The 12,846-nt window shown below is 68.8% G+C and carries 13 protein-coding genes and 2 pseudogenes; 6 read left to right on the forward strand and 9 right to left on the reverse strand.

Translation table 11 applies throughout. The features are described 5' to 3' along the window. A pseudogene (locus KBY65_RS13475) lies at window positions 1-168 on the reverse strand (IS5/IS1182 family transposase); the annotation flags it as partial. Window positions 169-250: 82 nt separating this feature from the next. On the opposite strand from KBY65_RS13475, the gene hemB reads away from it, so the two are divergent. The 3 genes from hemB to KBY65_RS13490 are packed head-to-tail and all read left to right on the forward strand — an operon-like array spanning window position 251 to window position 4,103. After that, window positions 251-1,252, forward strand: a complete 1,002-nt coding sequence (gene hemB / locus KBY65_RS13480) for a porphobilinogen synthase (RefSeq protein WP_094561158.1) — start codon at window positions 251-253, stop codon at window positions 1,250-1,252. Between the two features lie 14 nt (window positions 1,253-1,266). After that, window positions 1,267-1,665, forward strand: a complete 399-nt coding sequence (locus tag KBY65_RS13485; RefSeq protein WP_094561178.1) for a VOC family protein — start codon at window positions 1,267-1,269, stop codon at window positions 1,663-1,665. Beyond that, window positions 1,662-4,103 carry an endonuclease MutS2 gene (locus KBY65_RS13490; protein WP_255001946.1) on the forward strand — a complete coding sequence of 814 codons (2,442 nt, stop codon included), beginning with the start codon at window positions 1,662-1,664 and terminating at the stop codon, window positions 4,101-4,103. Before KBY65_RS13485 ends, KBY65_RS13490 begins: the two co-directional genes overlap by 4 nt. A 6-nt stretch (window positions 4,104-4,109) precedes the next feature. On the opposite strand, the gene KBY65_RS13495 is transcribed toward KBY65_RS13490, so the two are convergent. After that, window positions 4,110-5,336 (reverse strand): ABC transporter ATP-binding protein, encoded by a 1,227-nt coding sequence (locus KBY65_RS13495; RefSeq protein ID WP_315860087.1) that lies wholly within the window; start codon window positions 5,334-5,336, stop codon window positions 4,110-4,112. 38 nt (window positions 5,337-5,374) lie between these two features. Between KBY65_RS13495 and obgE the strand changes: the two genes are divergently transcribed. Further along, on the forward strand, window positions 5,375-6,385 hold the full coding sequence (gene obgE / locus KBY65_RS13500; protein ID WP_094561161.1) for a GTPase ObgE: 1,011 nt from the start codon (window positions 5,375-5,377) through the stop codon (window positions 6,383-6,385). A 24-nt stretch (window positions 6,386-6,409) separates the two neighbouring features. On the opposite strand, the gene KBY65_RS13505 is transcribed toward obgE, so the two are convergent. Further along, window positions 6,410-6,628 carry a Calvin cycle protein CP12 gene (locus KBY65_RS13505; RefSeq protein WP_094561162.1) on the reverse strand — a complete coding sequence of 73 codons (219 nt, stop codon included), beginning with the start codon at window positions 6,626-6,628 and terminating at the stop codon, window positions 6,410-6,412. A 139-nt stretch (window positions 6,629-6,767) separates the two neighbouring features. On the opposite strand from KBY65_RS13505, the gene KBY65_RS13510 reads away from it, so the two are divergent. Then, window positions 6,768-7,268 carry a hypothetical protein gene (locus KBY65_RS13510; RefSeq protein ID WP_094561163.1) on the forward strand — a complete coding sequence of 167 codons (501 nt, stop codon included), beginning with the start codon at window positions 6,768-6,770 and terminating at the stop codon, window positions 7,266-7,268. Here the strand turns inward: KBY65_RS13510 and KBY65_RS13515 are convergent. The 4 genes and pseudogenes from KBY65_RS13515 to KBY65_RS13525 all read right to left on the reverse strand — a co-directional run bounded on the left by KBY65_RS13515 (window position 7,257) and on the right by KBY65_RS13525 (window position 10,806). After that, window positions 7,257-8,663 (reverse strand): ABC-F family ATP-binding cassette domain-containing protein, encoded by a 1,407-nt coding sequence (locus KBY65_RS13515; protein ID WP_409996653.1) that lies wholly within the window; start codon window positions 8,661-8,663, stop codon window positions 7,257-7,259. The genes KBY65_RS13510 and KBY65_RS13515 overlap by 12 nt on opposite strands. Further along, a pseudogene (locus KBY65_RS14150) lies at window positions 8,661-9,095 on the reverse strand (ATP-binding cassette domain-containing protein); the annotation flags it as partial. The gene KBY65_RS13515 and the pseudogene KBY65_RS14150, both read right to left, overlap by 3 nt. A gap of 62 nt (window positions 9,096-9,157) precedes the next feature. Further along, window positions 9,158-9,811 (reverse strand): DUF2301 domain-containing membrane protein, encoded by a 654-nt coding sequence (locus tag KBY65_RS13520; RefSeq protein WP_094561179.1) that lies wholly within the window; start codon window positions 9,809-9,811, stop codon window positions 9,158-9,160. Window positions 9,812-9,825: 14 nt separating this feature from the next. Further along, on the reverse strand, window positions 9,826-10,806 hold the full coding sequence (locus tag KBY65_RS13525) for a glutathione S-transferase C-terminal domain-containing protein (RefSeq protein ID WP_094561165.1): 981 nt from the start codon (window positions 10,804-10,806) through the stop codon (window positions 9,826-9,828). Between the two features lie 77 nt (window positions 10,807-10,883). Here KBY65_RS13525 and KBY65_RS13530 point away from each other — a divergent pair, with 77 nt between their 5' ends. Beyond that, window positions 10,884-11,849, forward strand: a complete 966-nt coding sequence (locus tag KBY65_RS13530; RefSeq protein WP_094561166.1) for an aspartoacylase — start codon at window positions 10,884-10,886, stop codon at window positions 11,847-11,849. On the opposite strand, the gene KBY65_RS13535 is transcribed toward KBY65_RS13530, so the two are convergent. Together KBY65_RS13535 and KBY65_RS13540 are read right to left on the reverse strand one after the other, a co-directional pair. After that, entirely contained in the window at window positions 11,828-12,220 is a 393-nt protein-coding gene (locus KBY65_RS13535; RefSeq protein WP_094561167.1) for a hypothetical protein, read from the reverse strand. The two genes, KBY65_RS13530 and KBY65_RS13535, sit on opposite strands and share 22 nt — an antisense overlap. A 59-nt stretch (window positions 12,221-12,279) precedes the next feature. Next, the gene (locus KBY65_RS13540; RefSeq protein WP_094561168.1) at window positions 12,280-12,630 is read right to left on the reverse strand and encodes a hypothetical protein; all 351 of its coding nucleotides are present in this window, start codon (window positions 12,628-12,630) and stop codon (window positions 12,280-12,282) included. Between the last annotated feature and the right edge of the window lie 216 nt (window positions 12,631-12,846).

A 12,846-nucleotide genomic window follows, 5' to 3' on the forward strand; every position in this document is an offset into this window, starting at 1 on the left:
CGATGGCCGGCCTTCTGAGGCGTAAAGCGCGCAGAAGGTGGGATTGAGCCGATCGAGGGCCTGATCGGCCAGTTTCCGGATCCGCCGCAGTGGATGACTGGCCGGGATCCGCTCCTCGATCGACACGTAGGAGAACAGAGAGCCGCTGCGCTCCCGGTGACCTCGCATCTCAGGTGGGCAGTTGGCCCATTGTTGCGCGGGCTGGGTTTTTCAGCAAACTCCTAGGATCCGCCCCAGCCACACCGCCGTCATGGAGCTCACCTACCGTCCCCGCCGTTTGCGCCGCACGCCGGCCCTGCGGGCGATGGTGCGGGAGCATCACCTCAGCGCGGCTGATTTTATTTACCCGCTCTTTGTGCACGAGGGCGCCACCAATGAGCCGATCGGGGCCATGCCCGGTGCGATGCGCTGGAGCCTCGAAGGTCTGGTGCAGGAAGTGGGCCGGGCCTGGGATCTCGGCATCCGCTGCGTCGTGCTGTTCCCCAAGGTGGCCGATGGCCTCAAAACCGAGGACGGCGCCGAATGCTTCAACGAAGGTGGTCTGATCCCCCGTGCCATCCGCCGGCTCAAGCAGGAGCACCCCGGCATGGCGATCATGACCGACGTCGCCCTCGACCCCTATTCCTGCGACGGCCATGACGGCATCGTCAGCGAAGAGGGGGTGGTGCTTAACGACGACACCGTGGCGATCCTCTGCAAACAGGCGGTAGCCCAGGCCCGAGCCGGTGCCGACCTGATCGGCCCCAGCGACATGATGGATGGCCGCGTTGGTGCCATCCGCGAAGCCCTCGATGAGGAGGGTTTCGAGCACGTGGGGATCATCAGCTACACGGCCAAATACGCCTCCGCCTACTACGGCCCCTTCCGCGAAGCCCTGGATTCGGCCCCCCGCGCGGCCGCCGGCAAGCCCATTCCCACCGACAAGAGCACCTATCAGATGGATCCGGCCAATGGCCGCGAGGCCATCCTCGAGGCCCAGCTCGATGAGAGCGAGGGGGCCGACATTCTGATGGTCAAGCCCGGCCTGGCCTATCTCGACATCATTCACCGGCTGCGAGGCGAATCGGAGCAGCCGATCGCCGCCTACAACGTCAGCGGTGAATACGCCATGGTGAAGGCTGCCGCCGAGAAGGGCTGGATCGACGAGCGGGCCGTGGTGCTGGAAACCCTGCTCTGCTTCAAGCGGGCCGGCGCTGATCTGATCCTTACGTATCACGCCTGTGATGCAGCCCAGTGGCTGCGCCAGGGCTGACCCACTTGACCCCCATGACCCCTGCTCCCAGCCCTGCCGCCCACACCCTTGGCCACGTGGCCTTGCGGGTGCAGGACATGGAGCGCGCCAAGGCCTTTTACCTAAGGCTGGGCCTGCAACTCACCTGGGATGCCCCCGACTGGGCCTACCTGGAGTGGCCCGGCGGCGGCCGCGGCATCGCTCTGCTGAGCCCGGAGTACAAGGCGGCAGGCCCCCACTTCGCCTTCCATTTCCGTGATCGGGCTGAGGTGGATGCGGTGCACGCCCAGCTGGTGGCTGCCGGCCAAGCCTGCGGCCCGGTGCACGACCACCGCGACGGCACTGCCAGCTTCTACCTGCAGGATCCGGAAGGCAATTGGCTGGAGATGCTCTACGAGCCCCCCGGCGGTATCCCCTCCAACCTGGCCGGGTGACGACGTTCGCCGACCCCTCAGCTCCGATTCAACAGGACGCACTGGAGCTGCTGGAGTGGCCGCGGCTGGCGGAGCAGCTGGCCAGCTTTGCCAGCACGCCCCCCGGCCGGCGCGCCTGCTTGGAGCTGCCCCTGCCGGCTTCACTGGCCGCCAGCCGCAGCCTGCTGGCGGAAACCACCGAGCTGCTGGGGCTCGATGGCCTGCTGGAGGGGGGGCTGAGTTTCCAGGGCGTCGCCGACATCGCGCCGCTGGTGGCCCTCTGCGCCAAGGGCGGCACCGCGGCCGGCGAAGACCTGCTGGCCCTGGCCGGCACCCTGGCGGCGGCGCGCCGGCTGCGGCGGCAGATCGACGATTCAGAGCTGAGGCCGGAGTGCTCGGCCCTGGTGGCTGAGCTGCGCACCCTGCCGGAGCTGGAGCAGCGGCTGCATTTCTGCCTGGAGGAGGGCGGCCGGGTGGCCGATCGGGCCAGCCCGCCCCTGGAGGGGCTGCGTCGGCAGCTGCTTGGCGTGCGTTCGGAACGGCGGGAGCGGCTGCAGGAGCTGCTGCGCCGCTGGGGCTCGCTGCTGCAGGACACAGTGGTAGCCGAGCGCAATGGCCGGCCGGTGCTGGCGGTGAAGGCCGGTGCCGCCGGCCAGGTGCCGGGGCTGGTGCACGACAGTTCGGCGTCGGGGCAGACGGTGTTCATCGAGCCCCAGGCTGTGATTGCCCTGGGCAACCGCATCCGCGACCTGGAGGGGCGTGAGCGGGAGCTGGAACGGCAGGTGCTGATGGCCCTGAGCGCCCAGGTGGGGGAGGAGGCTGAGGCCCTAGCGGGGCTGCAACAGGTGCTGTTGCGACTGGACGCGGGTGTGGCCCGGGCCCGCTATGGCCAGTGGCTGGGGGCGGTGCGGCCCGAGCTGGCGGCCGAGCCGGAGGCCCCCTTTGAGCTGCGCGAGCTGCGCCACCCGCTGCTGCTCTGGCAGCACAAGCGGCAGGGCGGCCATCCGGTGGTGCCAGTGAGCCTGGTGGTGGCACCGGAGCTGCGGGTGGTGGCGATCACCGGCCCCAACACCGGTGGCAAGACCGTCACCCTGAAGAGCGTGGGGCTCGCGGCGCTGATGGCCCGCGCCGGGCTGTTTCTGCCCTGCAGCGGCACGCCAAGGCTGCCCTGGTGCGCCCAGGTGCTCGCTGACATCGGCGATGAGCAATCGCTGCAGCAAAACCTCTCCACCTTCAGCGGCCACATCCGCCGGATCGCCCGCATCCTCGATGCCCTGCCCGATGGTGCCGGTGCGGCGGCAACCCCATCCGGCGCGGCCCTGGTACTGCTCGATGAGGTGGGGGCCGGCACCGATCCGCTGGAGGGCTCGGCCCTCGCCACGGCCTTGCTGAAGCATCTGGCCGATCGGGCCCGCCTGACGATCGCCACCACCCACTTCGGCGAGCTCAAAGCTCTCAAATACAACGATCCCCGTTTCGAGAACGCTTCGGTGGCCTTCGACGTGGAGACCCTCTCCCCCACCTACCGGTTGCAGTGGGGGATCCCGGGCCGCAGCAACGCTCTGGCTATCGCCCGCCGGTTGGGCCTGGGGGAGGCTGTGCTCGAGCTTGCCGCCGCCCAGCTGGAGCCCCTCGGCGAGGGCGAGGTGAACCAGGTGATCGCGGGTCTGGAAGACCAGCGCCAGCGTCAGCAGGAGGCCGCCGAGGAGGCTGCTGCCCTGCTGGCCCGCACCGAGTTGCTGCATGAGGAGTTGCTGCTGCGTTGGCAGCAGCAAACCCAGCAGAGTGCCGAGCTGCAGGAGCAGCGGCGCCAGCAGTTGGAGCGCTCGATCCGCCAGGGGCAGAACGAGGTGAAACGGATCATCCGCCGTCTGCGCCAGGGCCACGATGCCAGCCGCGCTGAACTGGGTGAAACCGCCCGTCAGGCCGGCCAACGCCTCAAATCCCTGGAGCAGCAGCACCGCCCCGCCCCGGAGCGGCGGGAGCACCGCGGCTGGATGCCCGCCGTGGGCGATCGGGTGCGGGTGCTGTCGCTGGGCAAGGCTGGAGAGGTGCTGGCCCTGGCCGATGACGGTCGCGAACTCACCGTGCGCTGTGGGGTGATGCGGCTGACGCTGGAGCTGGCGGGTATTGAGGGCCTCCATGGCGAGAAACCCAGCCCGCCGGAGGTGCGGGTGCAGGTCAAGGGGCAGCGGGGGCTGGGCGGCCGTGGCCCCGACGTGCGCACCGAGGGCAACACGGTGGATGTGCGGGGCCTACGGGTGCACGAGGCCGAGGCGGCGGTGGAGGAGCGGCTGCGCGGCGCCAATGGGCCGGTGTGGGTGATCCACGGCATTGGCACCGGCAAGCTCAAACGCGGCCTGCGCCAGTGGCTCACCACCGTGCCCTATGTGGAACGGGTGAGCGATGCCGAGCAGGGCGACGGCGGCCCGGGCTGCAGCGTGATTTACGTGAAGTAGAGCCCTCTAGCCAAACGAGGGCAAGCGCGGCTCCGCGGTGGCGGGTTGGGCTATCAGGGTTAGGGCATCTCCGGCGGCATCGAACAGGCGCCAGCCACGGGGATCGACATCCAGGTGCAGCGTGGATCCGGGCGGCAGGTTGTCTTCGGGGCCGACCCGCACCTGCACCAGGTGATCACCCTCCTCGAGGCGGCAGGTGAGCAGCTGCTCGTTGCCGAGGGCTTCGCCATGGCTCACCTCGGCCCGCAGGTTGCGGTTGGTGGCGGGTGCCAGCCGGAAGTGCTCGGGCCGCAGTCCGCCGGTGAGCTCCTGCCCGGCCCGCGCGGCCAGGACCTCGGCCAGGGGGCCTTCCACCGCCAGCTTGCGGCTGCCCAGTTGCAGCTGGCCGGCGCCGATCGCCTCCACCGGCAGCAGGTTCATCGCGGGGCTACCGATGAACTGGGCCACGAACAGGTTGGCGGGCCATTGGTAGAGCTCCATCGGCGTGCCCAGCTGTTGCAGCCGACCGGCGTTGAGCACGGCAATTCGGTGTCCCATCGTCATCGCTTCCACCTGGTCGTGGGTCACGTAGAGGGTGGTGGTGCCCAGCCGCCGCTGCAGCTCAACGATCTGGGTGCGGGTGCCGGTGCGCAGCTTGGCGTCGAGGTTGCTGAGCGGCTCATCCATCAGGAACACCGCCGGCTGGCGGGCGATGGCGCGGCCCAGGGCGACGCGCTGCTTCTGGCCCCCGGAAAGTTCCTTGGGCAGGCGATCGAGCAGGTGGTCGAGCTCCAGGGTCTCCGCCACCTCGGCGATGCGTTGGGCGATGCGCTCCTCCCGCCGGGAGCGCACCTGCAGGGGCCCGGGCAGCCGCCGGGAGGCCAGGTGCAGGCTGTCCTGCAGCTGCTGCAGGGCGGTGCGGTGGCGGCTGCGGCGCAGACCGAAGCCGATGTTGCCGCCCACCGTGAGATGGGGGTAGAGCGCGTAGCTCTGAAACACCATGGCCACGTCCCGCTGGGCTGGACGCAGCTGGCTGACGGGCCGGTTGCCGACGTAGATCTCGCCGTGGCTGGGCTGCTCTAGGCCCGCCAGCAGCCGCAGCAGGGTGCTCTTGCCACAGCCCGAAGGCCCTACCAGCACCAGAAATTCGCCGTCCTGGATCTGCAGATCCAGCTGCCGCAGCACCTCCACCGGATCGCTTCCCCTGCGGGGTGGGTAGGTCTTGCTGACCTGCTCGAAGCGAACCTCTGCCAAAACGGCCCTTCAGACGGCGCGATCCTAGGTTTGCCCCAATGCAATTCATTGATCAGGCCCGCATCGCGGTCAAGGCCGGCCGGGGCGGCGACGGAATCGTGGCCTTCCGCCGCGAAAAATATGTGCCGGCGGGCGGGCCTTCCGGCGGAGATGGCGGCCGCGGCGGCGACGTGCTGCTGGTGGCGGATGCCAACCTCCAGACCCTGCTGGATTTCAAGTACAAGCGACTGTTCGCGGCCATCGATGGCCGGCGGGGTGGCCCGAACCGTTGCACCGGCGCCAGCGGCGATCCCCTGGTGATCAAGGTGCCCTGCGGGACGGAGGTGCGCGACGCCCGCACAACCATCCTGCTCGGCGACCTCACCGATCCCGGCGATGCCTTGTTGGTGGCGTTGGGCGGCCGCGGCGGCCTCGGCAATGCCCACTACCTCAGCAACCGCAACCGGGCGCCTGAGAAGTTCACCGAGGGCAAGGAGGGTGAGGAGTGGATGCTGCAGCTGGAACTCAAGCTGCTGGCGGAGGTGGGCATCATCGGCCTGCCCAACGCCGGCAAGAGCACCTTGATTTCCGTGCTCTCGGCGGCCCGGCCCAAGATCGCCGACTATCCCTTCACCACCCTGGTGCCCAACCTGGGGGTGGTGCGCCGGCCCAGCGGTGATGGCACCGTGTTTGCAGATATCCCTGGCCTGATCGCCGGAGCGGCCCAGGGTGCCGGCCTCGGCCACGACTTCCTGCGCCACATCGAGCGCACCCGGCTCCTGATCCATCTGATTGATGCCAGCGTCGACGACGTGTTGGCCGATGTTCAGGTGGTGGAGCGGGAGCTGACGGCCTACGGCCACGGCCTGGACCAACGGCCTCGGCTGGTGGTGCTCAACAAGATCGAGTTGCTCGACCCCGTTGCGCTGGAGGCTGAGCTCGAAGGTTTGCGCCAACACGTGCAGGCCCGTGGAGGTCCGCCCGTTCTGGCCATCTCAGCTGCGGCTTCGAAAAATTTGCCCGAGCTGCTGGCCGCGGTGTGGCAGCAGCTCGGGATTGCTCAGGTCTGATCGGTACCGAGGCCGAAGGGGTGCTCAGTCGTCGTACACGCGGCACTCAGGAGCGGAGGGGTTGAGGTCGCAGAAGACTTCCAGCGGCGTGGGGTCGTGGCTGTCTTCAGGGTGGTGCTCCTTGAACTCCTGGAGGCCCTGCAGCTCCTCTTCCAGGTGGCGCACTTTGCCCAGGTCGCCAGCGGCCCGGGCGGATTCGATCTCGCTCTGGTCCTTCTGGATGTGCTCGTCGATGCTTTTCATTCGGATACCGGCTGCCTAAGGCCGGAACTCACCCCGGCTCACCATACGGGCGCCGAACCACCTTGCGCCTTTCTGTTGCCTGCTGCGGATCTGCCCAGGCGTGGCTAGCAGCAGGAAAAGCGCATTGCGGGGGATCCCCATGGCACGCATCAAGCAGCGGCGCGGTCGGCACTTCATGGATGAGAACGGGCGTCTGTTCTGGATCAACGGTCCTGAGGAGCACTGCTACCTCTCTGAGCAACGCCAGTGGCGGCGGAGCCTGAGCTTTGACGATGTGTTGGATTGGAAACAATGTGCGCCTAGTGGCCTGGTGAGTCAGCGCTTTCCCTCCCTGCAGGCCGTCTGTGAGGCCCATGAGCATGGCCTGATCATCTGGTATCAGGATCTCTATCTGCGGCGCATGGGTGACCAAATGGCCGCCCACCGCGCGGCCGACGACTACAAGCCCACCGCCATGAAGGAGGCCGAAGCCCACGGCGCCCGGGTGCGTCGCCAGCCCTGGCTTCTGCCAGAACCAGCCGGCCCGGTCTGTGGCCTGACGCCGCGACAGCGCGGCGCCACTGAGGGCCCCCTGGAGATGGCCCATCCCCACCGCCGGCGCCGCTCGGCTGCGGCGATGGCAACGCCCTCACCCCGTTAGCTCGCTGAGGGCCAGCCAGCGCTCTTCGCCCGCGTGGATCCGCTCGCTCAGCTGGGCCAGGTCGTGGGTGAGCGCCTCCAGGGCGGTGTAGTCGCTGCCCCCGCTGGCCAGGGCCTGCTCCAGCGCGCGGCGCTGCTGCTCCCACTGCGGCAGGTTGGTCTCCAGGTCGGCCAATTCGCGGGTTTCCTTGAAGCTGCGGCGCCGTGGCTGGGTGCTCCCGGCCGGCGCGGTTTTTGGGGGTGGGCTTTGCGCCTGAGGTGCGGCGGACGCCTGGGATGGGGCCTGGCGAGCGGCGCTGGCCTCCAAGTAGGCGCTGTAGTTGCCCTCGAAGCGCTGCAGTTCGCCGTTCTCGAAGCAGAACAGCCGGTCCACAGTGCGATCGAGGAAGTAGCGGTCGTGGGAGACCACCACCACGCAGCCGCGGAAGTCTTCAAGGAAGTCTTCCAGCACGCTCAGAGTTTGCACATCGAGGTCGTTGGTGGGTTCGTCAAGCAGCAGCACGTTGGGCGCCTCGATCAGCAGCCGGCACAGGTGCAGCCGCCGCCGCTCACCGCCGGAGAGCTTGCCGACCGGCTGGTGCTGCTGGGCCGGCGGGAACAGAAAGCGCTCCAGCAGCTGGGAGGCGCTCAGCTCTTCACCATCCACCGACACCCGGCTGGCAGCGGCCTGCACCACCTCCAGCACCTTCTGGTCGGGTTTGAGCAGCACGTCGCTGTGCTGGTCGAAGTAGGCCAGCTTCACGGTGGAGCCCAGCTCCAGGCTGCCGCTGCTGGGTTGGCGCCGCCCGGCGATCACCTCCAGCAGGCTCGACTTGCCCACGCCGTTGGGCCCGATGATGCCAATCCGGTCCTCCGGGCTGAAGTCGTAGCTGAAGGCTCGCAGCAGCGGCCGGGCTGCGGGGCCCTCACCGGCGCTCACCCCCAGCTCCTCGGCGGTGATCGCCCGCTTGCCGAGCCGCCGGCTGGTGGTGGCCAGGCTCACCTGGCCACGGCTCTGGCGCTGGGGAGCTTCCCGCATCGCCTCAATGCGCTGGATCCGCGCTTTCTGCTTGGTGCTGCGGGCCTTGGGGCCCTGCCGCAGCCAGGCCAGCTCTCGCCGCTGCGTGCCCTTGAACTTGGCGGCCGATGCCGCTTCTGATGCCTCCTCCTCGGCCTTGTGGGTAAGGTAGGTGGCGTAGTTGCCGGCGTAGCTGCGGGCCAGGCCCCGATCCACCTCCACGATGCGGCGGGTGACCCGATCCAGCACGTAGCGGTCGTGGGTCACCAGCACCAGGGCGCCCGGGAAGCGGTCGAGATAGCTCTGCAGCCACTCCACGCCGTTGGCGTCGAGGTGGTTGGTGGGCTCATCCAGCAGCAGCACGTCCGGCTCGGCCACCAAGGCGGCGGCCAGGGCCACCCGCTTGCGGTAGCCGCCGGAGAGGTCGCCCACCTTGCGGTCGATGTCGGCGATGCCGAGCCGCTCCAGCACCTCGCGGCACTGCTGCTCCAGGCCCCAGGCGTTGAGCTGGTCCATGCGGCCGTGCAGGTCGCTCAGCCGGGCCAGGGCGGTGGCGTTGTCGGGGCTGTCGGCTACGGCCTGGCTGAGGGCTGTGTGTTGCCGCAACAGGGCCATCTTCTCGCCGCTGCCGGCAAACACCTGTTCCAGCAAGGTGTGCGCTGGGTCGAGTTTCGGCTCCTGGTCGACCAGCACCACCCGGGTGCGGGGGGCGCAGCGCCGCTGGCCGCTGCCCAGGGGCTCATGGCCGGCCAGCACCTTCAGCAGGGTGCTCTTGCCGGCGCCGTTGGGGCCGATCAGCCCCAGCCGCTCCCCCTCGCCGATATGCAGGGTGAGGCCCTCAAACAGGGTGCGGATGCCGAAATCCTTGCCGGCCTCCACCAGGCTGATCAGGCTCAAGGCGCCACTCCAGCTGCGGGGTCAGCCCCGCCTGCAGCCTGGGCCTTGAGATACACGAACACGCTCTTGTCACCCACGTCGGCCGCGGCGGGCATGGGGAATTTGCGCAGGCACAGCACCAGCAGCAAAGCGCTTTCCAGGCCGAGCAAGGCCGTGCTGATCGGAGGCTGGAGCAGGCCACTGAGGTGGCCGAGCAGGGCCAGCGGCAGCAGCAGCGTCACCCCGATCGCCTCGGGCCGGCGGAAGCAGAAGAATTCCTTGAAACCCACCCCCGCCAGGGCGGCGAAGAAGGGGCCGATCGCCAGCACCCAGAGGCGTTGGTTGGCGAGGGCCGGCAGCATGCCTTCGGGGCCGCGGCTGGCCGCCAGGGCGAGTGCTCCGATGCAGCCGAGCAGCCAGAACAGCTGCAATGCCCGGTGCAGCGGCACCAGGTAGATGTGAATCCAGCGCAGGGCCAGGCCCAGCCCCGCTGCCATCAGCAGCATCCATGGCCACACCAGTCCCGGCCCCAGCTGACGCCACTGCAGCAGCAACCCCGCCTGGCCCACGGCCACGGCGGTGAGGGCCAGGCGATAGCCGAGCACCTCGCGCCGGTCGGTGGCATCGATGGTGTAGGGGCCGTACACCCCCTCAAACACCGGATCGCTCATGGTGGTGCCCTGGATCACGGATCAACTGGATCGGCCCAGGCCCCTGGAACGGGGCGGCCTGACACCAGTGTGGCGAGCGGTGGCCCGGCGGGAATGATTCCGGAGGGATGCAGGGGGAACAGGGCTCCGAAATAGTCGCGGCGCCAGGCCTGTGGCCAGCAGGTGCTGGCCACGCCGGGCAGCCCGTGGAAGCGCTGCCGCCAGTCCCATAGGGCCGGCAGCTGCCAGAGGGGCAGGCGGCTGCAGCCAAACAGGGGCGCGTAAACCAACTCCAGGCGGATCAACGTGGGAAACAGCACCACGTCGGCCAGGCTCAGTTCGGCCCCACTCAGCCAGGGCGTCTGCTCGAGGGCCCGATCCGCGTCGCTCAGTGCCGCAAACAGCGCTGCTTCGGCCCGGTTGTAGGCGCCCTGGCTGCGGGCGAAGCCGCAGCGGTACACCCCATCGTTGACAGCGCTCTGCAGCCGTTCGCGCCAGTGCGTGGTGGTGGCCTCTTGGGCGGGGGGCTCCAGATTGGTCCCGTCGGGGCAGGGCCAGCGGTTGAGCAGCTCGATCAGCCGGGCGCTTTCGCCCACCAGGATGCGCCGCTCCCGGCGGGAATAAAGCGCTGGCACCGTGGCCCGCTGCCCGGGATCGGCCCCGGAGCGCCGGTAGAGCTCGATCAAGGTGGTGCAGCCCTCAAAGGGCTCAGCGAAGCGCCAGCGGCCTTCCTCGGGATCGGGATCCACCACCACCAGGGTGATGCTGGACGCCAGTTGGCGCAGGCTCCACACCAGCCAGGCCCGGTGGGCCCAGGGGCAGCTGCGGCCCACGATCAGCACATGGCCATCGGCTGCGGCGGCATCGCTGGGCAGCGGCGGCAGGGCGATGAAGGCCCCGGCGGGCCGGCGGTAGTTGCCATCGGCATCGGCGGGCCCCAGGCCGCCCATCAGCTGACGCCATTGCCAGTGCCAGAGCGCCCGGGCCGTGCGCACCAGGGGGGCAGGAGGGGCCATGGTTGCGGTAGCGGCAAGGGTCTGAATCTGCGTCAGGCTGGCCCCGAAATCCAGCGCCTGGCACCAGCCATCCCCCGATGAGCCCGATTTCAGCGCCGGCCAAGGTCTTGGTGGTGGCCGGCACCCATGGCAATGAGCGCAATGCCCCCTGGCTGCTGGAGCACTGGCGCCGCCACCCAGAAGCCCTGCCGCGCCACGGCCTCGACCTGGAGCTGGTGATCGGCAACCCCGCCGCCCATGCCCGCAATCGTCGCTACCTCGAACGCGATCTCAACCGCTGTTTTGCTGCGGAGCTGTTGGCGGATGTCTCCCAGGATGGGGCGGATCTGCAGCGCGCCCGGGAGCTGGTGGCCAGCCATGGCCCAGAGGCCGAAGACCCCTGCCTGGTGGCACTGGATCTGCACAGCACCACCAGTGCCATGGGCAACGCGCTGGTGATCTACGGCCGGCGTTCGGCCGATCTGGCCCTGGCGGCCGGCATTCAGGGGCTGCTGGGCTTGCCGATCTACCTGCACGAAGCCGATGCAGCCCAAACAGGCTTTCTGGTGGAGCGCTGGCCCTGTGGCTTGGTGATCGAAGTGGGGCCGGTGCCCCAGGGGGTGATCCAGGCCCAGATCTGCCGCCAAACCCAGCTGGGGGTGGAGGCGGCTTTGGCGGTGTTGGCAGCGGCGCAGCGGGGAACGCTGCGGCTGCCGGCGGAGCTGGTGGTGCATCGCCATCTGGGCAGCCTGGATTTGCCCCGTCACCCCGATGGCACGCCCAAGGCCTGCCTGCATCCGGCGTTGCAGCACCGCGACTGGCAACCGCTGCATCCGGGTGATCCGGTGTTTGCCGATCCGGGTGGGACGACCCTCAGCTTTGAGCCGCCCCCTGGCCTGGAGGGCCAGCCCGTTTGGCCCGTGTTCGTCAATGAAGCGGCCTACGGCGAGAAGGGCATTGCCCTGAGCCTCACTCGTCGTGAATGCTGGCCGGTCTCAGCCGCCTGGTCTGCAGCCCTTTCGGCTGTGGCGTCCAAGCTGGCTCAGCGCGGGACGCCGTTGTAATCAACGCCGAGCACGCTGCGGCCATCTGTGGAAATACGGATCTCGGTTTCCACGCTGGGGGCCAGGTCCAGTTGCTGCCAGCCAGGGGCGCCACCAAGGAAGCGGAAGAGATAGCCCTCGTTGGTGTTGCTGATCAGGCACTGGTTGCCGGCGCTGGCGGTTTCGTACATGCATTGCGCTGGCCGGTACACGCTCAGGCCTCCGTTGCTTTGGATGGCTGTGTTGCGCGCCAGGTTGAGGGCCCGCACGGCGCTGAAGGGCACGGGGGCATCGGCCTGGGCCTGCGCCACCAGGGGCGCCTGCAGGGCCAGGCCGCCGGCCAACAGGCCTGGGCCGAGCAACATCGCCGCGGCAGCAAGAGGGGAGCGCATGGATTCAGGGCTTTTGTGGGCTCTAGCTCAACCTGGGGCCCCACTCCTGTCAAGCGGGATCAACCGCACACCAGGGTCGACTGCTCTTTGGTGCAGGGCAAATCGCTCGTGGTGCCGTCGGCCCAGTAGATGCGGAGCCGGTCGTCTTGAGTGCCGCTGCGGTACGTGAGCGACTTGATCGCCCCAGCTGGAGGTTTGCCGGCTGGATCCGCCCCGTTGCCCGGGGTCACGGCGTTGAGCTTCTGCTCCAGCTGCTGAATCTTGAGTTCGAGTTGTTCCTGGCGCTGAAGCACCCGCTGCAGTTCGGCAGACGGTTGCCGTTGACAGCCCCCGATCAGGAGTGCGGTGCTGGCCAGCGCCACCAGGGCGGCACGGATGGGCAGGGCTTGAAGCGTGGAGGGCAGTGCCATGCCGGAGAAGGTCCTGGGCAGGGAAACTCTTAGCAGTGGCAGCAGCGGCTGGCTACGGATTGCCGCCATAGCCCGCCAGGATCGCCACCCATCAGCTGCGCTAATCAGAGTCATCAGCAGCCCTGCGGCATCCAGGCCGCGGCTTTCTCACCATCACCGCAATCTTCCGTTACAGTTGCGAGCGACGGGATTCCGTCCGGCTGTTTTCGCTTCTGC

Source organism: Cyanobium sp. Alchichica 3B3-8F6 (assembly GCF_024346435.1).
Taxonomy (GTDB): domain Bacteria; phylum Cyanobacteriota; class Cyanobacteriia; order PCC-6307; family Cyanobiaceae; genus Cyanobium_A.